At 74.5% G+C, this 25,177-nt stretch carries 22 protein-coding genes; 14 read left to right on the top strand and 8 right to left on the bottom strand.

Features of this window, described 5'->3' with window-relative positions:
- Window positions 1-176 precede the first annotated feature (176 nt).
- From ACEPPI_RS19430 to ACEPPI_RS19420, 3 genes are all read left to right on the top strand, one after another.
- Window positions 177-1,352, top strand: coding sequence for a sensor histidine kinase (locus ACEPPI_RS19430; RefSeq protein WP_373916487.1), 1,176 nt, complete (start codon window positions 177-179; stop codon window positions 1,350-1,352).
- 4 nt (window positions 1,353-1,356) lie between these two features.
- Complete coding sequence (locus ACEPPI_RS19425; RefSeq protein ID WP_373916486.1) at window positions 1,357-2,007, top strand: response regulator; 651 nt, start codon at window positions 1,357-1,359, stop codon at window positions 2,005-2,007.
- A gap of 101 nt (window positions 2,008-2,108) precedes the next feature.
- Entirely contained in the window at window positions 2,109-3,263 is a 1,155-nt protein-coding gene (locus ACEPPI_RS19420) for an ROK family transcriptional regulator (protein ID WP_371679818.1), read from the top strand.
- A gap of 407 nt (window positions 3,264-3,670) precedes the next feature.
- Here the strand turns inward: ACEPPI_RS19420 and ACEPPI_RS19415 are convergent, their stop codons facing one another.
- Window positions 3,671-4,429, bottom strand: coding sequence for a DeoR/GlpR family DNA-binding transcription regulator (locus ACEPPI_RS19415; protein WP_373916485.1), 759 nt, complete (start codon window positions 4,427-4,429; stop codon window positions 3,671-3,673).
- A 112-nt stretch (window positions 4,430-4,541) separates the two neighbouring features.
- On the opposite strand from ACEPPI_RS19415, the gene ACEPPI_RS19410 reads away from it, so the two are divergent.
- Both ACEPPI_RS19410 and ACEPPI_RS19405 read left to right on the top strand, forming a co-directional pair.
- Window positions 4,542-5,219 (top strand): NUDIX domain-containing protein, encoded by a 678-nt coding sequence (locus ACEPPI_RS19410; protein WP_373916484.1) that lies wholly within the window; start codon window positions 4,542-4,544, stop codon window positions 5,217-5,219.
- A 166-nt stretch (window positions 5,220-5,385) separates the two neighbouring features.
- A complete protein-coding gene (locus tag ACEPPI_RS19405) occupies window positions 5,386-6,675 on the top strand; it encodes an MFS transporter (RefSeq protein ID WP_373916483.1) in 1,290 nt (429 codons plus the stop codon).
- A 52-nt stretch (window positions 6,676-6,727) separates the two neighbouring features.
- Here ACEPPI_RS19405 and ACEPPI_RS19400 read toward each other — a convergent pair whose 3' ends face one another.
- Complete coding sequence (locus ACEPPI_RS19400) at window positions 6,728-7,480, bottom strand: GntR family transcriptional regulator (RefSeq protein ID WP_373916482.1); 753 nt, start codon at window positions 7,478-7,480, stop codon at window positions 6,728-6,730.
- 354 nt (window positions 7,481-7,834) lie between these two features.
- On the opposite strand from ACEPPI_RS19400, the gene ACEPPI_RS19395 reads away from it, so the two are divergent.
- The 4 genes from ACEPPI_RS19395 to ACEPPI_RS19380 all read left to right on the top strand — a co-directional run bounded on the left by ACEPPI_RS19395 (window position 7,835) and on the right by ACEPPI_RS19380 (window position 13,982).
- Window positions 7,835-8,692 carry an alpha/beta fold hydrolase gene (locus ACEPPI_RS19395; RefSeq protein ID WP_373916481.1) on the top strand — a complete coding sequence of 286 codons (858 nt, stop codon included), beginning with the start codon at window positions 7,835-7,837 and terminating at the stop codon, window positions 8,690-8,692.
- A 117-nt stretch (window positions 8,693-8,809) separates the two neighbouring features.
- The gene (locus ACEPPI_RS19390) at window positions 8,810-10,399 is read left to right on the top strand and encodes an alkaline phosphatase (RefSeq protein ID WP_373916491.1); all 1,590 of its coding nucleotides are present in this window, start codon (window positions 8,810-8,812) and stop codon (window positions 10,397-10,399) included.
- A 170-nt stretch (window positions 10,400-10,569) separates the two neighbouring features.
- Complete coding sequence (locus ACEPPI_RS19385) at window positions 10,570-11,997, top strand: GNAT family N-acetyltransferase (protein WP_373916480.1); 1,428 nt, start codon at window positions 10,570-10,572, stop codon at window positions 11,995-11,997.
- Between the two features lie 275 nt (window positions 11,998-12,272).
- The gene (locus ACEPPI_RS19380; RefSeq protein WP_373916479.1) at window positions 12,273-13,982 is read left to right on the top strand and encodes a DUF885 domain-containing protein; all 1,710 of its coding nucleotides are present in this window, start codon (window positions 12,273-12,275) and stop codon (window positions 13,980-13,982) included.
- Between the two features lie 90 nt (window positions 13,983-14,072).
- Here the strand turns inward: ACEPPI_RS19380 and ACEPPI_RS19375 are convergent, their stop codons facing one another.
- Window positions 14,073-14,600 (bottom strand): rhodanese-like domain-containing protein, encoded by a 528-nt coding sequence (locus ACEPPI_RS19375; protein WP_373916478.1) that lies wholly within the window; start codon window positions 14,598-14,600, stop codon window positions 14,073-14,075.
- 94 nt (window positions 14,601-14,694) lie between these two features.
- Here ACEPPI_RS19375 and ACEPPI_RS19370 point away from each other — a divergent pair, with 94 nt between their 5' ends.
- A complete protein-coding gene (locus tag ACEPPI_RS19370; protein ID WP_373916477.1) occupies window positions 14,695-15,141 on the top strand; it encodes an Lrp/AsnC family transcriptional regulator in 447 nt (148 codons plus the stop codon).
- Here the strand turns inward: ACEPPI_RS19370 and ACEPPI_RS19365 are convergent.
- Both ACEPPI_RS19365 and ACEPPI_RS19360 read right to left on the bottom strand, forming a co-directional pair.
- The gene (locus ACEPPI_RS19365; protein WP_373916476.1) at window positions 15,131-18,142 is read right to left on the bottom strand and encodes an AAA family ATPase; all 3,012 of its coding nucleotides are present in this window, start codon (window positions 18,140-18,142) and stop codon (window positions 15,131-15,133) included. The genes ACEPPI_RS19370 and ACEPPI_RS19365 overlap by 11 nt on opposite strands.
- Window positions 18,139-19,326, bottom strand: coding sequence for an exonuclease SbcCD subunit D (locus ACEPPI_RS19360; protein ID WP_373916475.1), 1,188 nt, complete (start codon window positions 19,324-19,326; stop codon window positions 18,139-18,141). The genes ACEPPI_RS19365 and ACEPPI_RS19360 overlap by 4 nt, the downstream gene beginning before the upstream one ends.
- 262 nt (window positions 19,327-19,588) lie before the next feature.
- Here ACEPPI_RS19360 and ACEPPI_RS19355 point away from each other — a divergent pair, with 262 nt between their 5' ends.
- Window positions 19,589-20,857, top strand: a complete 1,269-nt coding sequence (locus ACEPPI_RS19355; RefSeq protein ID WP_373916474.1) for a vanadium-dependent haloperoxidase — start codon at window positions 19,589-19,591, stop codon at window positions 20,855-20,857.
- Window positions 20,858-20,941: 84 nt separating this feature from the next.
- Here the strand turns inward: ACEPPI_RS19355 and ACEPPI_RS19350 are convergent, their stop codons facing one another.
- Window positions 20,942-21,571: a YigZ family protein gene (locus ACEPPI_RS19350; RefSeq protein WP_373916473.1), complete on the bottom strand. Its 630-nt coding sequence runs from the start codon at window positions 21,569-21,571 to the stop codon at window positions 20,942-20,944.
- Between the two features lie 87 nt (window positions 21,572-21,658).
- Between ACEPPI_RS19350 and ACEPPI_RS19345 the strand changes: the two genes are divergently transcribed.
- Window positions 21,659-22,063: a CoA-binding protein gene (locus ACEPPI_RS19345; protein ID WP_373916472.1), complete on the top strand. Its 405-nt coding sequence runs from the start codon at window positions 21,659-21,661 to the stop codon at window positions 22,061-22,063.
- Between the two features lie 46 nt (window positions 22,064-22,109).
- Here ACEPPI_RS19345 and ACEPPI_RS19340 read toward each other — a convergent pair whose 3' ends face one another.
- A complete protein-coding gene (locus tag ACEPPI_RS19340; RefSeq protein WP_373916490.1) occupies window positions 22,110-22,700 on the bottom strand; it encodes a helix-turn-helix domain-containing protein in 591 nt (196 codons plus the stop codon).
- A gap of 107 nt (window positions 22,701-22,807) precedes the next feature.
- Between ACEPPI_RS19340 and ACEPPI_RS19335 the strand changes: the two genes are divergently transcribed.
- Entirely contained in the window at window positions 22,808-23,674 is an 867-nt protein-coding gene (locus ACEPPI_RS19335) for an EamA family transporter (protein WP_373916471.1), read from the top strand.
- Between the two features lie 21 nt (window positions 23,675-23,695).
- Here the strand turns inward: ACEPPI_RS19335 and ACEPPI_RS19330 are convergent, their stop codons facing one another.
- The gene (locus ACEPPI_RS19330) at window positions 23,696-24,442 is read right to left on the bottom strand and encodes a DapH/DapD/GlmU-related protein (RefSeq protein ID WP_373916470.1); all 747 of its coding nucleotides are present in this window, start codon (window positions 24,440-24,442) and stop codon (window positions 23,696-23,698) included.
- Window positions 24,443-24,574: 132 nt separating this feature from the next.
- Between ACEPPI_RS19330 and ACEPPI_RS19325 the strand changes: the two genes are divergently transcribed.
- Window positions 24,575-25,129 (top strand): gamma carbonic anhydrase family protein, encoded by a 555-nt coding sequence (locus tag ACEPPI_RS19325; RefSeq protein ID WP_373916469.1) that lies wholly within the window; start codon window positions 24,575-24,577, stop codon window positions 25,127-25,129.
- The last annotated feature ends 48 nt before the right edge of the window (window positions 25,130-25,177 follow it).

Here is a 25,177-nt window from a genome sequence, read left to right as displayed (position 1 = left end):
CGCGTCGCGATCGAGGACGTCGGCGCCTGGACCGTCGGCGACTTCAGCTACTCCGACAGCTGAGCCGCTCCCGCACCGCACACGGACGGGGGCCCCCCCGCCCCCCCCGGGGGGGGGGGGGCGACCCCCCCGGGGGGGGGACCCGCCACCGTCATACGCCCTGCCAGGATGAGTGCATGTCCCGACTCGTCCACTCCCCCTTCAGGTCAGTGACGTACACGCGCTGGCTGCACCTGTGCGTACCGCTCCTGCTCCTCGCCGTGTGGATGTTCATCAACCCTCGGTGGCCGTGGATGCCCCTGCTGATCGTCATACCGTTCGGGTTCGTTCCGTGGGTACGGCTGGCGGAGGGGCTCCAGGCACGCTTCCTGCTGACCCCGCAGGAGCGCGAGAGCGAGGAGAGCGGCATCGGCACCGCCCCCGCCGCCCGCTGGGCGGATCGCTGGCGGACCGTGCTCTGGCTGGAGATACGGCTGGTCGTCTCCGGTGCGGCCATGTTCGCCACCGTATGGCTGCCGGTCATGACCGTCGAACTCGTCGCGACCGCTCTCGGGCACCCGCTCGACGACGACCCGGCCGTGCCGTTCACTCCGGCGCCCTGGGCCGCGGCCCTCCTCGCGCCGCTGCCGTTGGTCGTGCTGATCGTGGTGGTCGTCGTGCTCGGAGAGCTGATCACCGCGATCGCGAAGCGGCTGCTGGGGCCGTCGGCGGCCGAGCGGCTGACGGCACTGGAAGCACGCACGGAACAGCTGCTGGAGCGGACCCGCATCGCCCGCGAGCTGCACGACTCCATCGGGCACGCGCTGACGGTGGCGGTGGTCCAGGCGGGCGCGGCGCGCGCGGCCGGCGACCCGCAGTTCACCGCACGCGCCCTCAGCGCGATCGAGGAGACGGGCAGAGCCGCCCTGGAGGACCTGGAGCGGGTACTGACGGTCCTGCGCGAGTCGGGACAGCCGCCCTCGCAGCGGCCGACGCTGGCGGAGGCGGGCCGGCTGCTGGAGTCCGCCCGGGCCTCGGGAGCGGCGGTGGACGCCCGGCTGACCGGCCCGCTGGAGAAGTTGCCCGGACCCGTCACCCGTGAGGGCTACCGGATCCTGCAGGAAGCGCTCACCAACGTGCTGCGGCACTGCGGTCCCGTTCCCGTCCGGGTCCGGGTGGAGATGGCTGCGGACCGGCTGGAGCTGGAGGTCACCAACGCGCTGCCCGAACGCCCGAGGGTCATGTCAGGGAGCGGGAGCGGGCTGCGCGGCATGCGGGAGCGGGCCGCGCTGCTCGGCGGAGAGACCGAAACCGGTCCCCACGAGGGCCGTTGGAGAGTGCGCGCCCGGCTTCCGCTGGAGCGAATACGCTGACCGGATGCCGGTTACCGTACTGCTCGTCGACGACGAACCCCTGGTGCGCGCGGGTCTGCGCGCCGTCCTGGATGCCCAGCCCGACATCGAGGTGGTGGGCGAGGCCGCGGACGGTGCCTCCGTCATCCCCCTGGTCCGCCAACTGCGGCCGGACGTGGTGGCGATGGACGTGCGGATGCCCCTGCTCGACGGGATCGAAGCCACCCGGGCGGTCCTGCGCTCGGTGGACTCGCCGCCGAAGATCCTCGTGGTCACCACCTTCGAGAACGACGAGTACGTCTACCAGGCGCTGCGCGCCGGAGCGGACGGTTTCCTGCTCAAGCGGGCCCGGCCCTCGGAGATCGTCCACGCGGTGCGGCTGGTGGCGGAGGGCGAGACGCTGCTCTTCCCCTCGGCCGTCCGTGCCCTGGCCGCCGAGTACGGCAATCAGCAGGCGCGCGCGGTGCTCAAGCGGGCCGCGCTCACCGAACGTGAGGAGGCGGTGCTGCGGCTGATGGCACGCGGCCTGACCAATGTGGAGATCGCGGGGGAACTGATCGTCGGCACGGAGACGGTGAAGTCACACGTCAGCGCGATTCTGGGGAAGCTGGGGGCACGCGACCGCACCCAGGCGGTGATCACCGCGTACGAGTCGGGGTTCGTCTCCCCGGCCTGAGGGGTGGGGGTGATCGGGCTGATGGGGGGACTGGTCCTCGCAGCGGCGCCGGGGGCGCAGTACGATCCGGCTGACAGGGCCGCTAGCTGGGAGGACACACGTTGGGGCAGCTGACCGGCGGGGATCCCTCTCTGCTCCGGCGGATCAATTCGGCCGTGGTGCTCCGTGCGCTGCGCGCGGCCCGATCGCCGACCCTCACCGACCTCACCCGGGTCACCGGGCTCTCCCGGCCGACCGTCGAGGGGGTCGTGGAGGGGCTGATGGGAACCGGGCTCGTCGTCGAGGCCGAGGCCGAGGAAGGCGCACGCCGCCAGGGACGGCCCGCGAGGAGGTTCCGCTTCCGTGCCGAGGCCGGGCATCTGCTGGGCATAGAGATCGGCTCGCACCGGGTCGCGGTGCTGCTGTCCGGGCTGGACGGGCGGGTGATCGGCGCCGGAACGAAGGAGGTCGCCGAGACCGCTTCGGCCGACGAGCGCCTGGAGCGGGTCAGGGCTGCGGTGGCCGATCTGCTGCGCCGGGCCGGCGTGCCGCGGGACTCCCTGCGGGCGGTCGGTGTGGGCAGCCCCGGGATCGTGGAGGCGGACGGCACCGTCCGCCTCGGTACGGCGCTGCCCGGCTGGACGGGACTGCCGCTCGGGGACCGGCTGCGCCGCTCGTTCCGCTGCCCGGTCCAAGTGGAGAACGACGCCAACGCGGCGGCGGTCGCCGAGCATTGGAAGGGTGCGGCACGGGACACGGACGACATCGTGTTCGTGATGGCCGGGCTGAGCCCCGGTGCGGGCTCGCTGATCGGCGGCAGGCTGCACCGCGGGTTCGGCGGTGCGGCGGGCGAGATCGGCGCACTGCACCTGCTGGGCCGCGAGGTCACCCCGGAGCGGCTGCTGTCCACGACGGGCGAACCCCTGCACCCGCTGGACGAGCCGGCGGTCGCGGAGGTGTTCGCCATGGCCAAGCGGGGTGACGAGCGGGCGGTGGCCGCGGTGGAGCGGTTCATCCAGCGCCTGGTGCACGACGTGGCGGCGCTGGTGCTGGCGATGGATCCGGAGCTGGTGGTGGTCGGCGGCTGGGCGGCCGGCCTGGACGGGGTCCTGGAACCGCTCCGGCGAGAACTGGAGCGGTACTGCCTGCGGCCCCCGCGGGTGGCGCTGTCGCTGCTCGGCGAAGCGGCGGTGGCGACGGGGGCGTTGCGGCTGGCGCTGGACCACGTGGAGGAAGAGCTCTTCGCGGTGGAGAAGACGGTCACCGCCCGCCGGTGACCCCGCCGTAGCCCCCGGCGCCCCTGCCGCCCCGGTGGATCCCCGCCCGCCCACGGCCGTGGCGACGGGCCGGGGCTCCCCCGCCCGGCTCCGCGGGACGACGTCCCCCGGCCCGTACGGGGCGGCCCGGAGGCCCACAGCCCGGTGGTGTGCCCGGACCGGAGCCGTCCCGAGGGGCCGATCCCGTCCGGCGCAGCAGAACAGCAGCCGGACACCCGCGGCGCCGGCGCCGGAGAGCAGCCCACTCGATGCCCGAGGGGGTGGTCCGGCCGCCCGTCAGCGGACGGGCCTCGCCCGCATGAGCCGACGGAGCGGTCGTCGATTGCCGTGAACGGCTCAAGCGCGCCGGTGGTTCGGCGTGGACGTCCCATTGGCCGGCCGGGGACCCCTCGTTCGGCGTGTAGCGGTCAGTCGGCCGGCAGGACCTTGACGCCGAGCGCCGTGAGCTGCTTGACGACGGCGTTGCGGGGGGCGGCGTCGGTGATCAGTGCGCTGACCTTCTCCCACGGCAGGACGCGGAACCGCGATGCCGTGCCGATCTTCTCGGACGAGGCGAGGACGTAGGTGTCCGCGGCGCGGGCGGCCAGGGTGCGCTTCATCGCGGCCTCTTCGGCGTCGCCGGTGGTCAGTCCCGCTTCCGGGTGCACGCCGGCGACGCCGAGGAGGCACAGATCGGCGGAGACGTTCTGTGCGGCCTCGACCGCGGCCGCGCCGCAGGCGACCGCGGAGTGCTTGAAGACGCGGCCGCCGAGGAGGAAGAGCTCGGCCTGCGGGTGGCCGAGCAGGGCGGCGGCGATCGTCGGACTGTGGGTGATCACGGTGCAGGCGAGATCCCGCGGGAGCGCGTGGGCGACGGCCAGGGCGGTGGTGCCGCCGTCGAGGATCAGCGCGCTGCCCGGCCGCACCAGCCCGGCGGCCACCGACGCGACCTTCCGCTTGCCGTCGGTAGCCACGGCCTGCCGGGCGGCGTAGTCCGCCACGGCCGGGGAGGCGGGCAGTGCCCCTCCGTAGACCCGCTGGCACAGTCCCTCGGCCGCGAGATCGCGCAGGTCGCGCCGCACGCTGTCCTCGGAGATCCCCAGTTCGGCGGCGACGTCCTTGGCGACGATCTTGCCCTCGCGGGCGAGCAGCCCCAGCAGGTGGTCACGGCGTTCAGCGGCCAGCATCCGTATTCTCTCCAGTTCTTGCACGTTTCTGCATGTATCGTAGCGCCCCATGACCGGGCGGCTGCTTCGCGGCGGCCGCCGAAATCCCCCGCAGCACCCCGCAGGAGACCGCGTGACGAGCCGCCCCGGCATCGACATCCCCGACCACCGCGGCCGCACCGACCTCGACCAGGCCGGACGCGGCCTGGCCCGCAACCCCGACGTCGTGGTCCGCGACGTCGAGCTCACCTCCCAGGGCTGGCACGTCCTGCGCCGCACCACCTTCGACCACCGCCGTCGCGACGGACGTTGGGAGACCCAGCAGCGCGAGACCTACGACCGCGGCAACGGCGCCGTCGTCCTGCCCTACGACACCGGACGCGGCCGCGTCCTGCTCACCCGCCAGTTCCGCTACCCGGCCTACGTCAACGACCACCCCGACGGCATGCTCGTCGAAGCGGCCGCGGGGCTGCTCGACGCGGACGACCCGCCGACCGCGATCCGACGCGAGAGCGCCGAAGAACTCGGCGTCGTGCTCGGCCCGCTCACCCATGTCCTCGACGCCTACATGAGCCCCGGATCCGTCACCGAACGCCTCCACTTCTTCGCCGCCCCCTACACCCCGGCCGACCGGACCGGGACCGGCGGCGGACTCGAGGAGGAGGGCGAAGACATCGAGGTCCTCGAACTGCCCTTCACTCAAGCCCTTGCCATGATCCGTGACGGTCGCATCGCCGACGGAAAGACCATCCTGCTCCTGCAATGGGCAGCCCTGGACGGCCCGTTCGCCCCCGCCGCGGGCGGCCGCTGACCACACCGCCCCGGCGGATGGCCCGTCGGCCCGAACGCCATCGCGAGGGCAGCGTCCGGGCTGTTCGCGCCGTTGGTGCTGCGGGATCAGACGGCCAAAGGCGCCTCTTGTGACGGCCCCCGCCCGTGCGGAGGGTGCCTGCCGGGGCACTGTTAGCCTGACTGGCATGATCATGAAGAGCTCCGGGCAGCGGATATCCGGCTTACTGTCGCCCAGCGGTCCCCAGCGTGCCCTGATCATCGCGAGCTTCGTCAGCCGGGTGGGCAACGGGCTCTTCAACACCGCCGCGGTGCTCTACTTCACGCTGGTGGTACACCTGCCCGCCGCACGGGTCGGCGTCGGCCTCACGATCGCCGGGCTGGTCGGGCTGCTGGCCGGGGTCCCGGCCGGGAACCTGGCCGACAGGTACGGGCCGCGCACGGTCTGGCTGACGTCCCTCGCGATGCAGGCCGCGACGATGGCCGCGTTCGTCTTCATCCACGACTGGCTCACCTTCACGCTCATCGCCACCCTGGACCGGCTGGCGGCAACCGCCGGCGGCGCCGCGGGCGGTGCGCTCATCGCCCGCGCCGGCGGTGAGCGCCCGGCCGCCTTCAGAGCGAGGCTCCGCACGTTCGTCAACCTCGGCGTGGTCCTGGGCACCCTCGGTGCCGCCTTCGCCGTCTCGGCCGACACCCGCACCGCGTACACCGTGCTCATCCTCGCCAACGCCGCCAGCTTCGCCTGCGCCGGTCTGGTCACCCTGGCCGGGGTCCCGAACTACCGGCCCCTGCCCCGGCCCGAGGAGCACCATCGCACGGCCGTCCTGTCCGACCGGCCGTTCGTGTCCTTCGTGGCGCTCTACGGCGCGATGGGCCTGCAGTACCAGACCGTCTCCCTGCTGCTTCCGATCTGGCTCTCCGCCCACACCGACGCGCCCCGCTGGACCGTGGCGGCGGTCTACGCGGTCAACAGCGGGGTGTGCGTGCTGCTCCAGAGCCGGATCGGCTCCCGGGTGGAAACCCCGCGCCAGGGAGGCCGGGCGTTCCGCCTCGCGGGGCTCTTCTTCCTGGTCAGCTGCCCCTTGATGGCCCTGACCGCGGACGTTCCGGTCTGGATCGCGCCGGGGCTCGCCGTCCTCGCCGTCGCCGTCCACAGTCTCGGAGAGGTGTGGGAGTCCTCGGGCGGCTTCGCGATCGGCTTCGGTCTCGCCCCCGATCACGCCCAGGGCCAGTACCAGGGCTTCTTCGGCGTCGGCTTCGACGCCGGGCAGGCCCTGGCTCCTGTGGTGCTCACGACGGTGGTGCTCGGGCTCGGGCACGCGGGCTGGCTGCTGCTCGGCGTGTTCTTCGCGGCTCTGGGCGCGGCGGGGCCGCCGATGGCCGCGTGGGCGGAGCGCACCCGCCGCTCGAACCCGGACACGGCCGGCGCGACACACGACCGGCCCGACGGGGCCCCGCTTCCCGACGCCGTCTAGCTCTTCGCGGGCGGTGGCGGCCCCGGGCCCGCGGCTCCGGGGGAAGGCCGGGTCAGGAGGCCGCGCGGCTTTCGGTGATCTCCACGCCCGAGTCGCCGAAGGTCAGGCGGCAGGTGTCGGCGCGGTACGTGGCCACGGAGACGGCGGCGGTGCCCTCCGTCGTGAAGTAGCGGGTGGTCACGAGCAGCACGGGGGCGCCGGGCAGCCGGTCCAGCTCCTTGGCGTCGTCGGCGCGGGCGGAGCCCAGCTCGACCGAGCGGTCCTGCCCGTCGAGGGCGAGCCGCTGGAGTTCCCGCAGGACGGCGCGCGCCCGCGCGGGTCCGGCGGGGGCGTCGATGGCGGAGAGGCCGGGCACGGACGCGGCGGGCACGTACAGCAGCTCGGCGGCGACGGCCTGGCCCTGGGTGACCCGGGTCCGGCGCACGGTGTGCACCGGCTGCTCGGGGGCGGTGCCGAGGAGCTTCAGGACGGCGGCGGCGGGGACGGTCTCGGAGGCGTCCACGGCCTCCCAGCCGTCGGCGTCCTCTGCGGGCCAGCCGTGCTGCGTGCTGCCGACGGCGACGCCGACCCGCGGCGGGGCGACGGTGGTGCCGACTCCGCGGCGGCGCTGCAGGCGGCCTTCGAGTTCGAGCTGCTCCAGGGCCTGACGCAGGGTGGCGCGGGCGACGCCGAAACGCGCGGCGAGTTCACGCTCGTTCGGCAGGACCTCGCCGACCGCGAAGTCCTGGTCCAGCGCGTCGCTGAGCACGGTCTTGAGGTGCCAGTACTTCGGCTCCGGCACCGATTCGAGCTGCGTGGTCCCCACCCTGACTCCTCCTGCAATCGCCGCTATCGCCGTGTTCGAGCGGCAGTTCCGCACCGCAGTTCCGCGCCTTTGTTTATTAAAGGTTCCTGCACTATCCCTGCGACGATAGGACGGCACACCCCCTTGGTCAAGACCAATGCTCGCCGCTTTGCCGGGCAGATCGGGCATATGCAGCAAGCCGTTCACAGGATGTTCTCGCTGCCCACCCGCGGCGCACCCGCCCTTCACCCCGACTTCCACCCCGGCCTTCCCCGTCGTCCGGAGGTCTTGTAGGCGGGGGCTACCGGGCGGTAATCATGGGCACAGTCGTTACTGACGGCCTGTCTCACACGCGTCCACCCGACGAGGAGCAGCATGACCGCCACGGTCTCGTTCACGATCGATTCGCCGCTCGGCCCCCGCCCCGCCACCGTCGCCTACGAACGCAAGGGCGCGGGCGAACCGCTCCTCCTGCTGCACGGCATCGGCCACCACTTCCAGGCGTGGCACCCGGTGAGCCACGTCCTGGCCGCCGACCACGACGTGATCGCCGTCGACCTGCCCGGCTTCGGCGCCTCCGCCCCGCTGCCGCCGGGGGTGCCCTACGACCTCGCCACCGTCGCCCCGGCCCTGGGGGCGCTCTGCGCCGCCCTCGGCGTCGAGCGACCGCACGTCGCGGGGAACTCCCTCGGCGGGCTGCTCGCGCTGGAGATGGGGCGCAGCGGCCTCGTCCGCTCGGTCACCGCGCTCTCGCCGGCCGGGTTCTGGTCGCAGGGCGAGCGCCGGTACGCCTTCGCGGCCCTGCGCGCCATGCGCGTCGGCGCGCGGTCGCTGCCCCGCCCCGCCCTGGAGCGGCTGTCGCGCAGCGCCCCCGGCCGGGCCGCGCTCACCGGCACCATCTACGCCCGCCCGGGCCACCGTTCGCCCGGGGCCGTGGTCGCCGAGACCCTCGCCCTGCGGGACGCCACCGGTTTCGAGGAGACCCTGGCCGCGGGGGCCTCCGTACGGTTCGCGGACGACGTGCCGGGCATCCCCGTCACGATCGCCTGGGGGGCCCGCGACCGGCTGCTCCTGCCCCGGCAGGGCGTGCGCGCCAAGTACACCGTCCCGGGGGCGCGGCTGGTGCGGCTGCCGGGCTGCGGTCACGTGCCGATGAACGACGATCCGGCGCTGGTGGCGCGCGTGGTCCTCGACACCGCACGGGAGGCGGCCCCGACTGCCGCCCGGTCATGAGCGGCTGACGGCTGTTCATCCGGGGTTCGCGTGGGCGACGCGGCCGGTCCGGCGTGCGGCGGCACACTGGTCCGGCCCGCCCCCCGCCGTCCCCTGGAGACGACACCGATGGCACCGATGCCGCACACCCGACGGTCCCTGCTCGGCGGTTCGCTCGCCGTCCCGCTGGGTCTCGCCCTGTCCACGGCGTTCGCCGCTCCCGCCCTGGCCGCCCCGGCGGGAGCTCCCGCCTTCGCCCGCTCCGGCCGGCCGACGGCGCTCTGGGGGACCCAGTCCGGTGAGATCACCTCCTACTCCGCCACCGTCTGGACCCGGTCCGACCGGCCCGCGCGGATGTACGTGGAGACCTCCCCCAGCGAGTCGTTCCGCTACGGGGTGCGCCGCCACGGCGGCCCGTTCCTCGGCCCGGCCACCGACTTCACCGGTACCGCCACCCTGCGCGACCTGCCGCCCGGCCGGCAGATCCACTACCGGGTCGTGCTGACCGACCCGGACGACCCGCGCCGCTCGGGCGAGCCGGTGCGCGGCACCTTCCGCACCACGCCCGTCTCCCGCCGCGGCGGCGTGCGCTTCCTGTGGTCCGGCGACCTGGCGGGCCAGGGCTGGGGCATCAACCCCGAACTCGGCGGCTACCGCGTCTTCGAGGAGATGCGGCTGCGCGACCCCGACTTCTTCCTCTTCAGCGGCGACACGATCTACGCCGACGGGCCGATCCAGGCCGCGGTGCCGCTGCCCGACGGACGCATCTGGCACAACGTCACCACCGAGGAGAAGGCGAAGGTCGCCGAGACCCTCACCGAGTTCCGCGGGAACTTCCGCTACAACCTGCTCGATCGCAATCTGCGCGACTTCTACGCCCAGGTCCCCGTCCTCGCCCAGTGGGACGACCACGAGGTGCGCAACAACTGGTACCCGGGCCAGCTGATCGACGATCCCCGCTACACGGTCAGGGACGTCGACACCCTCGCCGGCCGGGCCCGCCAGGCCTTCGGCGAGTACTTCCCGGTCACCGACCTGCGGGGTGGGCGCGCCGAGGGGCGGATGTACCGGGTGATGCGGCACGGCCCGCTGCTGGACGTGTTCGTGCTGGACATGCGCACGTACCGCGACGCCAACTCCCCCGGCCGCCAGACCGACGACCCGGTCGGCATCCTGGGCTCCGAACAGCTCGGCTGGCTCAAGCGGGAGCTCTCCCGCTCTCGTGCCACCTGGAAGGTCATCGCCGCCGACATGCCGCTGGGCATCGTCGTCCCCGACGGGGCGGTGAACTTCGAGGCGGTCGCCCAGGGCGACCCGGGGGCTCCGCTGGGGCGCGAGCTCCAGATCGCGGACCTCCTGCGCCACATCAAGCACCAGCACATCACGGGAACCCTCTGGCTCACCGCAGACGTCCACTACACGGCCGCCAACCACTACGCACCCGAGCGTGCGGCCTTCTCCGACTTCGCGCCGTTCTGGGAGTTCGTGTCCGGCCCCATCGGCGCGGGCGGCTTCCCGGCAGGACGGCTCGACGCCACCTTCGGCCCGCGGACGGCCTACGTCCAGTCGGCCCCGGTGGCCAACATGTCCCCGGCCGAGAACCCCCCGTACTACGGTGAGGTGGAGATCGACGGCGGCAGCGGTGAGCTCACGGTCCGGTTGCGCAGCCAGGGGGGCGGCGTGCTCTTCACCCGGGTTCTCCAGCCGGGTCGTGTGGGGCAGGAGTGACCGCGGTCCGGCGGGCCGGGCACAAGCAGGCTCGGGGCAGGGCAGGGCAGGGCAGGCGACCTCATCGGAAATCCGCCTGAAAACTGGAAGAAACCGGCCAGATCGACACTTAACCAGTCGGTCACAGATCGTTCGTGATCACGCAACACCCCTGAGCCACAGTGGTGTGCATGACTGACCGTACCCCCGCTTCCGCAGCCCCGCGTCCGCACCGCCACCACTGGCGCCGTGACCTCGTCGAACTCGCCGCCCTCTTCTGCGCCGTGGCGGTCGCCGACGGCATCGCGAACCTCGTCGCCCACGGCCCCGGCGGCCCCGTCCTGCTGGTGGCCTCGGCCGTCGCGCTCCTGGTCACGGCGGCCTTCCACACCTGGTGGGCCCGCCGGCACAGCCATGCGCCGCCCCCGGCCGACACCGCGCCCTCCGATCCGGCGCCGCGCGCGGCGGCCGGGTCGGAGGGCTCCGGCGCCGGCACCTCCCTGTGGCGGATGCGGACGACCGTGCGCGACGAGCCCGGCAGCCTGGCGGCGCTGTGCACCGCACTCGCCGGGAACCGCGTCGACATCCTGAACCTGCAGACCCACCCCCTCCCCGAGGGCGGCACGGTGGACGAGTTCCTGCTGCGCGCCCCGCAGGACCTGGCCTCCGGTGACCTCACCCGCTCCGTCGCGCGGGCCGGCGGCCACAGCACCTGGATCGAACGCGCCGACGCCCACGACCTGGTGGACACCCCCACCCGGGTACTCGGCCTGGCCACCCGCACCGCCCTGGACGCCGCCGAACTCCCGCTCGCGCTGCGCCACCTGCTCGGCCGCTGCACCATCCACTCGATCCCGGCGACCACCCTCTCCGGCCGCCCCAACGCGGGCGCCGACGCCCCCGTCGAGGGGGTCCTGGAGTCGACCGTGATGCGGCTGCGCGACCCGTCGGGCGGCGCGATCACCGTCGAGCGGCCCTATCTTCCCTTCACCCCGACCGAGTTCGCCCGCGCCCGGGCCCTCGTCGAGCTCGACGCCCGCCTCGGCCCCCGCGTCCCGCGCAGCCAGGACGTCCTGACGCTGCCCGAGGGCAACGAGATCACCGTGCGCCGCGCCGACGGCGACGACCTCGCGGCCGCCCGCGCGATGCACGACCGCTGCACCGAGCGCACGCTCGGCCTGCGCTACCACGGCCCGGTCTCCGACGCGGACCGCTACCTGGGCCACCTGCTCAGCCCCCGCTTCGGCCGCACCCTCGCCGCCACCACCGCCTCCGGCAAGCTCGTCGCCCTCGGCCACCTGCTGTGGGACGGCGACGAGACCGAGGTGGCCCTGCTCATCGAGGACGACTGGCAGCGCCGCGGCATCGGCTCCGAACTCCTGCGCCGACTGCTGGCGATGGCCGTCGAGGCCGGCTGCGACAGCGTCTACGCGGTGACCCGGGCCGCCAACACCGGGATGGTCGCCGCCATGCGCGGCCTCGGGCTCCCCCTGGACTACCAGATCGAGGAGGGCACCCTGGTGATCACGGCCCGGCTGGACGCGACCCCGGTCCCCACGCGGCTGCCCTACGAACTCCCGCGCGCGCAGGCCCCGTACGAGGCACGGCACCGGCGCTGAGCCTGCGGGCCCGGACGGACACCGGCCGGGCCGCAGCCGTCCTGGGGCCACGCTCGACCCCGGATCGGGCGGCGCTGGGGCGGGCGGGCGCCGGGACCCGTCCGACGCCCCGGCGTCGTGCCGCCCGACGGGCGGCGCCACCGGCCCGAACGGACGGCACGGACGGCGATCCGGGTGTCGCGGAGGGCGTCCCCTCCCCGGCGAGGACCGCGCCGACAGGAGGCTGGGTAAGTACGGTGATGACGTAGGGGTGTCCGCCGTACGAAGATGGCCGCATGTCAGAGACCCTCCACAGCGACAGCGCAGCCCGTCTGCCCCGTCAGGTCGCAGACGCCTACGTCGACGACCTCATCGCCATCGACCCCATCACGGGCACCTACCTCGGTGTCGCCGCCAGCTCCGGCAGGCTGCCGGACTACTCCCCCGCCGGCCGCGCCGCCGCCGCCGAGCTGTCGCGCACCACCCTCGCCCGGCTGGACGCCGCCGAGCGGCTGCCCGGCGCCGACACGGACGCCGAGCGCCGCTGCGCCCGCCTGCTGCGCGAGCGGCTGAACGCCGAACTCGCGGTCCACGAGGCCGACGAGGACCTGCGCGCCGTCAGCAACATCCACTCCCCCGCGCACTCCGTCCGCGAGATCTTCACCGTGACCCCGGCGGACACCGAAGAGGACTGGGCGGCGATCGCCGAGCGGCTGCGCGCCGTTCCGGACAGCTTCGCCGGCTACCGCGAGAGCCTCGCCCTCGGTCTGGAGCGCGGGCTGCTGGGCAGCCCGCGCCCCGCCGCCACCTTCGTCGAGCAGCTCACCACCTGGGCCGGCGAGGGCGCGGACGGCGGCGGGGACTTCTTCGGCACGTTCGCCGCCGCCGGACCGGATTCCCTGCGCGCCGAGCTGGACGAGGCGGCCGCCGCCGCGACCGCGGCCGTCGCCGCACTGCGCGACTGGATGCGCGACGTGTACGCCCCGGCCGTCGCGGACGCCCCCGACCCGGTGGGCCGCGAGCGCTACGCCCGCTGGTCGCGCTACTTCAACGGCACCGACCTGGACCTGGACGAGGCGTACGCCTACGGCTGGTCGGAGTACCACCGGCTGCTCGCGGAGATGAAGGAGGAGGCCGCCAAGATCCTGCCCGGCGAGCCGAACCCGTGGGACGCGCTGCGGCACCTGGACGAGCACGGCACCCACATCGAGGGCGTCGACGAGGTCCGCGACTGGCTGCAGGGCCTGATGGACGAGGCGATCGAGAACCTCGACGGCACCCACTTCGAACTCGCCGAGCGGGTCAAGCGCGTCGAGTCGATGATCGCCCCGGCGGGCGGCGCGGCGGCGCCGTACTACACCAACCCGTCGGAGGACTTCTCCCGTCCGGGCCGCACCTGGCTGCCGACGATGGGGCAGACCCGCTTCCCCGTGTACGACCTGGTCTCCACCTGGTACCACGAGGGCGTACCGGGCCACCACCTGCAGCTCGCGCAGTGGACGCACGTGGCCGACCAGCTGTCGCGCTACCAGGCGAGCGTGGGCCTGGTCAGCGCGAACGCCGAGGGCTGGGCGCTGTACGCGGAGCGCCTGATGGACGAGCTGGGCTACCTCAAGGACGCCGAGCAGCGCCTGGGCTACCTGGACTGCCAGATGATGCGCGCCGCGCGGGTGATCGTGGACATCGGCATGCACCTGGGGCTGGACATCCCGGCGGACTCCCCGTTCCACCCGGGCGAGCGGTGGACGGTCGGGCTGGCGCAGGAGTTCTTCGGCCTGCACAGCGGCCGGCCGGCGGAGTTCATCGAGAGCGAGCTGACCCGCTACCTGTCGATGCCCGGACAGGCGATCGGGTACAAGCTGGGCGAGCGCGCCTGGCTGCTGGGCCGGGACAACGCCCGCGCCGCGCACGGAGAGTCCTTCGACCTGAAGGCGTGGCACATGGCCGCCCTGTCGCAGGGTTCGCTGGGTCTGGACGACCTGGTGGACGAGCTCTCGAAGCTCTGACCGCGCGGGCCGCGTACGGCGACGGGCCGCCCGTTCCCCCCGGGGGATCGGGCGGCCCGTCGCCGTACGGACGGCCGTCCGCGCCGCGGTTCAGCAGCCGCAGTCGTCGGAGTCGGTGGGGGCGGTCAGCGGGTCGGCCCCGGCGCGCCGCTCGGCGCCCTGCCAGGTCTCGACCTCGAAGCCCTCGCGGATCCAGTACTCGATGCCGCCGAGCATCTCCTTGACCTGGAAGCCCAATTCGGCCAGGGCGAGGGCGGAACGGGTGCCGCCGTTGCAGCCGGGGCCCCAGCAGTACGTCACCACGGGCACGTTCCGGTCGAGGAGCCGCTCGGCCTGCTCCGGGATCAGGGCGGTGGGCAAGTGGATCGCACCGGGCACGTGGGCCTGGTCCCAGGAGGGGGTGGAGCGGGAGTCGACCAGCTGGAAGCCCAGCTCGGCGCCCTGCTCCCGGTGGGCCTTGAAGGCGGTGGCGACGTCGGACACGTCCGCGTGGAAGGCCAGGCTCGCGGCGAAGTACGCGGCGGCGGCCGCCGGGCTCGCCGGAGGGACCCGGAGCACGGGGTTGGCCGGGGCGGACGGGCCGGTGGTGGGGGCGGTGGTGGTGTTCTGCGTCGTCATGGCTCAAAATCTACGAACCGTTGATCATCCGGGGAAGTGGATTTCCCCGGTGATTCCCTTGTTCCAGCAGGCATTCCCCTGCTAGACCTGCGAAATGACCGACTATTCCCCCGACGCCACCGACTGGCGGATCCTCGCGGCCCTCCAGGACGACGGCCGCGCCAGCTTCACCGAGCTGGCCCGAACCGTCTCCATGTCCCCGAGCGCCGTCACCGAACGGGTCCGCCGGCTGGAGGAGGCCGGGATCATCACCGGCTACACGGCCGTCGTCGACCACGAGAAGCTGGGCAAGGCCATCCTGGCGCTGGTCCGGCTGCGCTATCCGCACGGCAACTACAAGCCGTTCCACGATTTCCTGGAGGCCACCCCGGACATCCTGGAGGCCCACCACGTCACCGGCGACGACTGCTTCGTGCTCAAGGTCGCCGCCCGCTCCATGGCCCACCTGGAAGAGGTCACGGGCCGGATCTCCGGCCTCGGCGCGGTGACCACCAGCGTCGTCTATTCCTCCCCGCTGGCCCGGCGTCCGCTCAGTCCGTGACCCCCGCCGTGCGGTGGCGCACCACCGAACCGCCGCGCTGCTTGACGATCTCCAGCTGGGCCTGGACCCGGGTGCGCAGGTCGCCCACGTGGCTGACGATGCCGACGCTGCGGTCCCGTTCGCGCAGCGAGTCCAGCACGTCCAGCACCTCGTCCAGCGCCTGGTCGTCGAGGCTGCCGAAGCCCTCGTCGATGAAGAGGGTGTCCAGGCGCATCCCGCCCGCCTCGTCGGTGACCACGTCGGCCAGGCCGAGGGCCAGGGCGAGGGAGGCGAAGAAGGTCTCGCCGCCCGAGAGGGTGGCGGTGTCGCGCTCGCTGCCGGTCCAGGCGTCCACCACGTGCAGCCCCAGCCCGGAGCGGCCGCGTCCGCTCGCGCGGGCGTCGGAGTGGACGAGGGTGTAGCGCCCGCCGGACATCCGCAGCAGCCGGACCGTCGCGGCGGCGGCGACCTGCTCCAGCCGCGCGGCCAGGACGTACGCCTCCAGCCGCATCTTGCGCTCGTTGTCGGCGGAGGTGCCCGCGGTGAGCCCGGCGAGGCGGGCCACGCGCTCGTACGCCTCGCGCAGCGGGCCCAGGGCGCGCAGCTCCTGCTCGGCCCGGCGGGAGAGCCGGTCCAGTTCGGCGCAGCGCACGCGGGCGGCGTCGACGGCCGAGGCCGCGGCACGCAGCCGGGCCGCGGCGCGCGCCTCGGCGGCCTCCGCAGTGTGCGGGTCGGCCGGGGGCAGGTCGGCGGCTCCGGCGGCGTCCCCTTCGGCGGCCCGCTCGGCGAGCATCGCCTCCTCGGCCTGCCAGGTGTCCGTCCGGTGCTGGAGGGCGGTGCGCTCGTACTCCGGCAGGACAGCGTCGGCCGCCGCCTCGACGGTGTCGAACCCGGCCTTGAAGGCGGCGTCGGCCAGCTGGTCGTCGGCCTCCTTCAGCCGTGCGGCCGTGACTTCGGCCCGGCGCAGCGAGGCGGCGGCGCCGGTGACCATCCGGATCCGGTCCTCCAGCGTGCGGGCGCGGGCGGCGACGCTGGGCGAGTCGCCGCGTACGAGGACCAGTTCGGCTTCCAGGGAGGCCTGTTCCCGGTCCAGGGCCTCGCGCCGGGAAGCCCTGGCCGCAGCCCGGCGCTCGGCGTCGAGCCGGTCCGAGCTGCGCGCGTCGTGCTCCCGTTCGGCGCGGGCGAGGCGCTCGCGGGCGGTGTGCAGTCCGGCGGCGTCCGCGTGGGCGGCGGCATGACGGGCACTCAGGTCGGCGGTGAGGGCGAGGAGTTCGCCGGTGCCGGACGCTCCGGCCGCGGAGGCGGCCTCGGCCTCGGCCTCGCGCACGGCGGCGAGCCGGCTCTCGACGGCGGCCCGGCGCTCCTCGGCCTCCTCGAAGCGGACGTGGGCGGCGTCCTCGGCGGCCCGGTCGACGTGCCCGGGGGCGGGCCGGGCGGGCGCGGGGTGCTCCGCCGACCCGCACACGGCGCAGGGCTCCCCGGCGGTGAGGGCAGCGGCCAGTTCGGCGGCGATGCCGCGCAGCCGGGCCTCCTTGAGCTCCAGCCAGCGCTCGCGGGCCGCCGACGACTCCTCGCGCACGGACAGCAGTTCACCGCGGACGGCTTCGGCGTCGGCCGCGAGGGCGTCCCGCCGCCGGGCGGCGGTCAGCTGCATCCGGGCGGGCTCCAGGCGCCCCGCGAGCTGCTCGGCCAGCGTGGCGGCCTGCTGCGCGGCGTCGACCCGGTCCTGCAGGGCGGTCCGGATGGCGTCCCAGCGGGCGAGCCAGTCGGCGGACTCCTGGTGCTGCTCCTCGGCGTCCCGGGACTCCCGCTCCAGGGTGGCGCGCTCGCGGCCGATCTGGGCACTGCGCTGTTCCGCCCGCTGGGCGGCGCCGACCGCGCCGAGGTCCTCGCGCAGCCGCTGCTCGACGGTGGCCAGCTGCTCGGTGCCGGCTTCGGCGAGGGCCGGCGGGAGGGCGGCCCGGGCGAGGCTCTCGGCGTGCGCGGCGGTGAGGTGGGCCGCGCCGGCGGCTCCGCGCAGTTCCAGGGCGGGGGCCACGAGGGCACCCCGGCGGGCCCGGTCCAGGAGGTCCCGTACCCGCTCGCGCTCCGGCCCGGCGGCCCGGAGCAGGGCGGCCCGGCGGGCGGTCTCGGCGTGGCGGCGCTGGAGCCGGTCGAGCTCCCGGGCCTCTTCGGCGGCGCGCCGCGCCGCGTGGTGGCGTCCCTCGACGGCGGCGAGCGCGTACTCGGCGACGGTGAGCCGTTCCCGGGCGGAGCAGCGGGCGACGGCCGCCCACGCCCGGACGGCCCCGGCGAGGCCGGGGTCGCCCGGCTGGTGCGCGGGCAGCGGCCAGGCCCGCAGGTCGCCGCAGTCGCCGGCGGCCTGGGCGAGCCGCTGGGCGGCGGCGAGCACCTTCTCGTCGCCGGCCCGCACCTTGGCCTCGGCGGCCCGGCGGCGGTCGGCGAGGAGGGTCTCGACGGCGGCGAAGCGGCGGGTGTCGAAGAGCCGTCCGAGCAGTCGGCCGCGGGCTTCGGCGCCGGCCCGCAGGAACTGGGCGAACTCCCCCTGCGGCAGCAGCACCACCTGGCAGAACTGCTCGCGGCTCATGCCGAGGAGCTGTTCGATCTCCTCGCCGATCTCCTGGTGGGACTTGCTGAGCCCGGTCCAGCCCTCCCCGGTGTGCTCGCGCAGGAGGCTCTGCGCCTTGTCCTTGGTGGTGCCGGTGCCGCGCTTCTTGGGGCGGTCCTGCTCGGGGCGCCGGGTGATCTCCAGGCGGCGCCCGCCCACGGTGAGTTCGAGGGTGACCTCGGTGGGGGTGTCGGGGGCGGCGTGGTCGCTGCGCAGGGTGGTGCCGGGGGCCTGGCGGGAGCCGGGCACGGATCCGTAGAGGGCGTAGCAGACGGCGTCGAGGACGGAGGTCTTGCCCGCGCCGGTGGGTCCGTGCAGCAGGAAGATCCCGGCGCCGGAGAGGGCGTCGAAGTCGATCCGCTGGGGTTCGGCGAAGGGGCCGAAGGCGGTCACTTCGAGCCGGTGCAGCCTCATCGGGCGCTCTCCTGACGGTGTTCCGCGCGGTCCTCGCGGGAGGTCTGGACGCGCACCTCGTCGAAGGCGGCGCGCAGCACGGTCCGCTCGGCCTCGTCGGCGCCGCCCCCGCCGCGCACGTGGGCGACGAAGTCCTCGGCGATCTCCTGGTCGCTGCGGCCCTTCAGGCGCTGGGCGTAGGAGGCCGCACCGTCCTCCTCGCGGCCTTCGGGGTCGAAGGCGAGGCTGAGGGTGTGGGGGAAGCGGGTGGCGAGCCGGGCCATGGGGTCCTCGGGGCGGACCGGGTCGGTGAGGGTGGCCTCGACCCAGCTGTCCTCGCGGGCGGCCAGCGCGGGATCGGCCAGGAGGTCCTCCAGGCGTCCGCGCAGCCGGGCGAGCGGGCGCGGGACCGGGGTGTCGATCCGCTCGGCGGTGACCTCCCCGGCCGGGCCGAGCTCGACCAGCCACATGGTCTTGCGGTGGTCGGCCTCGGAGAAGGAGTAGGCCAGCGGGGAACCGGAGTAGCGGACCCGTTCGTTGATCGTCTGGCAGCCGTGGAGGTGGCCGAGGGCGGCGTAGTCGATCCCGTCGAAGACGGCGGCGGGCACGGCCTCGACCCCGCCGACGGCGATGTCGCGCTCGCTGTCGCTGGCCTGCCCGCCGGTGACGAAGGCGTGGGCGAGGACCACGGAGCGGGTGCCCGCGGCCCGGCCGGCGAGGTCGGCCCGGATCCGGTCCATGGCCGCGCCCAGCACCGCCTCGTGGCTGACCTTCGGCGCGCCGAACTCGTCCTTGACCAGGGCCGGTTCCAGGTACGGCAGCCCATAGAGGGCCACGTCACCGTGTACGTCGGCCAGCACCACGGGGTCGGCGCAGCCGGCCGGGTCGGTCCTGAGGTGGATCCCGGCCCGCCCGATCAGCCCGGCGCCGACCCCGAGGCGGCGGGCGGAGTCGTGGTTCCCGGAGATCATCACCGTCGGCACGCCGAGGTCGGCGAGCCGGTGCAGCGCCCGGTCGTAGAGCTCGACGGCGGGCAGCGGGGGCACGGCCCGGTCGTAGACGTCCCCGGAGACGAGGACGGCGTCGACCCGGTGCTCACGGACCGTCCCGACGAGGTGGTCGACGAAGGCGGCCTGGGCGCCGAGCAGGTTCACGCGGTGGAAGGACCGGCCCAGGTGCCAGTCGGAGGTGTGCAGGAACTTCACTCGACCGCTCCGACCCGCACGCTTGCTCTCCTCGTGTCTCCACGCCGTGTCTCCACGCCCGACCGGTCGGCACCGGCCTGCCCGCGGCCGGACCGGGGCCTCGCCGACGGACCCCGCACCGACCCTCCAGGCTAACCCCTTCCGCGCCGCACTCCCCCGCCCGTTACGGGATCATGGCGGCGGCACGAAAGGTCTGTGGCCGAACTCCCCCCACGGCCTTGCCCACTTGTCCGCCGCCCCGGCCGCTGGCTAGCTTCGCCGCATGCCGCTCACCCGACCCGTCCGCGTCCGTCCCGCGCTGCTCTCCGCAGGCTCCGCCGCGCTCCTCGCCCTGACCGCCGCCGTCCCCTCGGCCGCCGCGCCGGCGCCCCCGCTCCCGGCCGGGGCGGGGTCGGTGGTGCTCGACTGGTACGACACCACCGCCCGGACCGTCGCGGCCACGGCGGCTCCCACGCAGATCACCAACAGCCGCACCTGGGCGATCGGCTGGATCGCCGCCGCGCGCGCCGCCCGGGAGGCCCCCGCGGGCCCGGCCCGGGGCCGCTTCCAGGACGCCGCCGTCGCCTCCGCGGTGCACGACGCGCTGGTCGGCCTCGCCCCGTCCCGCCGGGCCGACCTCGACGCGGCCCTGGCCGCCACCCTGGGCCGGATCCCGGACGGCTCCGCCGAGACGGGGGGCGTGGCGGCGGGTGCCCGGCAGGCCGCGGCCGTGCTGGCCGCCCGCGCAGGGGACGGCCTCGACCCGGCCTCGGTGAACGCGCCGTTCCCGGTGCCGCCCGCCGCACCGGGGGTCTGGCAGCCCACGCCCGACGGGTACGCGCCCGCCGCGCAGTACGGCACCCGCCTGGCGAAGCCCTTCCTGCTGGAGCGCGCCGACCAGTTCCGGCTGGGGCCGCCGCCCGCGCTGGACTCCCGCCGCTACCGGACCGACCTCGCCGAGGTGCGTGCGTACGGGGCCGCCGACAGCGCCGTGCGCACGCCGCGCCAGACCGAGACCGCGAACTTCTGGTACGCGTCCTCCCAGGTCCTGTACACCGAACCGCTGCGGGTGGCCGTGGCCCGCTCGCACGGCTCGACCGCCGAGCGGGCGGAGCTGCTCGCGCTGTTCCACGCCGCGTCCGTCGACACCCAGATCGCCACCTCGGACAGCAAGTACACGTACGTGCGGTGGCGGCCGGTCACCGCGATCCGGACCGGGGACATCGGCACCGACCCGGCGTGGACCCCGCTGCACCAGACCCCGGCCCACCCCGACTACCCGAGCGGCCACGCCACGTACGCGGGTGCCGCGCAGGCGGTGCTGGACGGGCTCGCCGGGCCGGTGACCGCCCCGTTCGGGCTGACCAGCCCGACGGCGCCGGGCGTGCGGCGCACCTACACCGGGTGGCGCCAGCTGACCCGGGACAACGTGGACGCCCGTGTGTACTCGGGGATCCACAGCCGCAGCGCCGACGAGGCGGGCGTCCGGCTCGGCGAGGCCGTCGGGCGGTACGCCCTGCGGCACGCCGACCGGCTGTACGGGGCGCTCTGACGGCACTCCCCACGGGCGGGCCCGGCCGCCGCGGGCCCGGCCACCGGCTCCGGCCGCCCGGCCCGGCCCCGCCGCCGGAGCCGATCAGCCCTCCGCGTAGGCCTCTCCGCCGAGCTCGAAGGCCGCGGTTCCGGCGGTGACGTCGGCGAGCCAGGCCCGGAAGGCCTCGACCTCCGCCTCGGGGAGGCCGATCTCGATCGAGACGGCCTCCCCGTAGCGCACGTCCAGCACCGCCCGCCCGGTGGAGCGCAGATCGTTCTGGGTCTTCCCGGCCCGCTGGTGGTCGACGGTGACGGTGGCCAGCCGGTAGCGGTGCCGGGTGACGGTTCCGAGGGCGTCCAGGGCCTCCCCGACGACCCCTCCGTAGGCCCGGATGAGCCCGCCGGCGCCGAGTTTCACGCCGCCGTAGTACCGGGTGACCACGGCCACCGCGTACCGGATGTCGCGCCGGGTCAGCATCTGCAGCATGGGCACCCCGGCGGTCCCGCCGGGTTCCCCGTCGTCGCTGGCCTTCTGCACGGAGGCGTCGGCGCCGATCACGTAGGCGTAGCAGTTGTGCGTGGCGGCGGGGTGCTCCTTGCGGACGCGCGCGACGAACTCCTGCGCCTCCCGCTCGGTCGCCGCGGGCGCGAGCGAGCACAGGAACCGCGAGCGGTTGATCTCGGACTCGTGCGTTCCCTCTCGGGCCACCGTCACGTACTGGTCTGCCTTCACCGCTCCACCCTACGGGGAATCGGACAGGCGTCCCCTTCGTTGAGGCGGGGAGAGCAGAGCGGTCCGGAGCAACAGGAGGCGGCGCGCGTGTACGGCGACCCGGCGACCATTCGCAAGATCCTCACCGAACTCGGTGACACATGGGCCGTGGTGGGCCTGTCCAACAACCAGGACCGTGCCGCCCACGGGGTGGCGCGGGTGCTGCAGCGGTTCGGGAAGCGGGTCGTTCCCGTGCACCCGAAGGCGGAGACGGTGCACGGGGAGCCGGGGTACCCGTCGCTGGCGGCGATCCCGTTCGAGGTGGACGTGGTGGACGTCTTCGTGAACAGCGCGCTGGCCGGCGCGGTCGCCGACGAGGCGGTGGCGGTGGGCGCCCGGGCCGTCTGGTTCCAGCTGGACGTGATCGACGAGGAGGCCTACGTCCGCACCCGCGGGGCCGGCCTGGAGATGGTCATGGACCGCTGCCCCGCGATCGAGATCCCGGCGCTCTAACCGACCCGTGGGGCCCGTGGGGCCCGACGACACCCGCCGGGCGCCGTCAGTGGGCGCCCGCCACCCCCTGGACCGGCGGGATCGACACGGCCATGGTCATCTCCATCGGCGCGGGACCCTCGTTGCGGTAGGCGTGCGGCACGTTCGCCTCGAAGGAGACGGCCCCGCCCGCCGGGACCACGTATCGGCCGTCGGCGATCTCCAGGGTGAGTTCCCCGGCCGTCACGTGCAGCATCTCGAAGGTGCCCGCCGGGTGGGGGTCGGAGGCCGTGCCGTCTCCGGCCTCCAGCCGGTAGATCCACATCTCCACGGGCCCGCGCCGGTCGTCGCCGAGCAGCATGCGCGCCTCGCTGCCCGTCCCGCTGGACCACATCCGCACCCCCTGCCCCGGCTCCACCACGTGCACCTGAGGGCTGCGCTCGTGGTCGAGGAGGGTGGTGATGCTGACCCCGAGGGCGTCGGCCAGTTTGACCGTGGTGCCCACGCTGGGGTTCGTACGGGCCTGCTCGATCTGGATGATCATGCCGCGGCTCACCCCCGCGCGGGCGGCGAGGGCGTCCAGGGTGAATCCGCGCTCACCGCGCCACCGCTTGAGGTTCCGGGCGAGCGCCTGGGTGAGCTGTTCGAGGTCCGACACCATTCCGTCCAATATTTTGGATGACACAGTTCAATAGACTGAACTAACCTGCGGTGTATTCGATGCTGCACTCCACCGTTCACCGCACTGTACTGCGAGGTCCTGCCATGACCGCCCTGTTCGCCCTGGCCACAGCCGTGCTGTGGGGCTTCGCCGACTTCGGCGGCGGGCTGCTGACCCGCCGGATCCCGGCGCTGACCGTGGTCGTGGTCTCGCAGATCGCCGCCGTCGCCGTGCTCGGGGCGATCGTGATCGGCACCGGCGCCTGGCGGGAGGCCGGACCGCAGCTGTGGTTCGCGGTGGCCGCCGGTCTGGTCGGCCCGGCCGCCATGCTCAGCTTCTACAAGGCGCTGGCCCTCGGCCCGATGGGCGTGGTCTCGCCGCTCGGCTCCGTCGGCGTGGTCGTACCGGTCGGGGTGGGTCTGGCCCTCGGCGAGCGGCCCGGACCGGGGCAGTTCGCGGGCATCGCCGTGGCCGTGGCCGGCATCGTCCTCGCGGGCGGCCCCGAACTGCGCGGCGCGCCCGTACAGCGGCAGGCCGTCGTGCTCACCCTGCTCGCCGCCTTCGGCTTCGGCGCCGTCATGGCCCTGATCGCGCACGCCTCCACCACCCTGACCGGCCTGTTCCTGGCCCTCTTCGTCCAGCGGGTCACCAACGTGGCCGTCGGCGGCGCCGTCCTGTGGGTGCAGGTCGGGCGCGGCACCCCGGCCCTGCCCGCCGGAACCGGGCCGCGCGTGCTGTGGAGCCTGCTGCCCGCCCTGGCCTTCGTCGGCCTGGCGGACGTCGCGGCCAACGGCACCTACTCCATCGCCGCCCAGAACGGCCCGGTCACCGTGGCCGCCGTACTGTCCTCGCTCTACCCGGTGGTCACCGCGTTCGCCGCGTTCGCCGTGCTCAAGGAACGGCTGCGCAGCGTGCAGGCGGCCGGTGCCGGACTGGCCCTCGCGGGCACGGTCCTGCTCGCCGCGGGCTGAGCCCCGGCGCGCGGGAGCGGCTCAGGGCTGCTCGGCCTCCGCCAGCCGCGCCAGCCCGCGCAACTGCTCCGGCGTCATCCCGTCCGGGATCGGCACCGGCGCCGGGGTGCGCAGTGGCGGCTGCCAGCCCGTGTCAGGCTCCCACCGGCGCACGATCCGGGCGGGCGCCCCCGCCACCACCGCGTGATCGGGCACCTCGCCCCGTACGACGGAACCCGCGGCCACCACCACGTTGCGGCCCAGCCGGGCCCCGGGGAGGATCACCGCACCGGTGCCCAGCCAGCAGCCCGGTCCGATCTCGACCGGCGCGCTGCGGGGCCACTGCTTGCCGACGGGCTCGTGCGGGTCGTCGTAGCTGTGGTTGGTGGAGGTGATGTACACCCCCGGCCCGCAGAAGGTGTCGTCGCCGATGCTGATGCGGGTGTCGGCGATGACGTGGCTGCCGCGTCCGAGGACCACGCCGTTGCCCAGCACCAGCATCGGTTCGGGCCCGAGGTCGAGGTCGGGCATCATCCCGGCGGTCAGGGTCACCTGTTCGGCGATGATGCAGTGCTCGCCGAGCCGGATCCAGCGCTCCCCGAAGACGGTGCCCTGGGGGAAGGCCAGCCGGGTGCCGTCGCCGATCGCGCCGAAGCGCAGCCGCCCGGGGTGCTGCGCGGTGACCGCGCCCGCCTGCTGCATCCAGCGCCAGCCCGCGTGCACCACGCGGCCGGCGACCCGTCGGCGCAGGGCCGTCAGCGATGAGAACGTGTTCTGGTTCTTCGGCACCCGGCCACGGTAGTGCGCCGCGCGCCGGGCCGCCGGACCACGTTCCTGTGATCTTCACCCCATCGCGGGACCGCGGCGGCGCGTGCCCTACGGTGCCGGTAGCGCGGCATACGGAAACAGAGGGACATGACCATGACGCAACAGCCGAACCAAGCCCGGGCGGGACTCATCGCGAGTGTCGGCGACCGGCACCCGTCCGTGGACCCGACGGCCTTCACCGCTCCGACCTCCGTCGTGGTCGGCGACGTCACCCTGGCCGCCGGCGCGAGCGTCTGGTACTCGGCGGTGCTGCGCGCCGACTGCGGCCCGATCACGCTCGGCGCGGACAGCAACGTGCAGGACAACTGCACGCTCCACGTGGACCCCGGCTTCCCGGTGTCCATCGGCGAGCGCGTCTCCATCGGGCACAACGCCGTCGTGCACGGCTGCACCGTGGAGGACGACTGCCTCATCGGGATGGGCGCGACGGTCCTGAACGGGGCCGTCATCGGCGCCGGTTCACTGGTCGCGGCGCAGGCGCTGGTCCCGCAGGGAATGGTCGTCCCGCCCGGCTCGCTCGTCGCGGGAGTGCCGGCCAAGGTGCGGCGGGAGCTCACCGGGGAGGAGCGCGAGGGAATCAAGGTCAACGCCGCGATGTACACGGAGCTGGCGAAGCAGCACCGCGCCTCGGTGACCCCGGACGCCTGAGCCCGGGACCGGGCGGGACGGGACCGGACGGGACCGGGCCCTTCGGGG

The sequence above is a fragment of the Streptomyces sp. AB3(2024) genome (genome assembly GCF_041862025.1).
In the GTDB taxonomy this organism is placed as follows: Bacteria; Actinomycetota; Actinomycetes; order Streptomycetales; family Streptomycetaceae; genus Streptomyces.
This window is presented reverse-complemented; position numbering and strand designations above follow the sequence as displayed.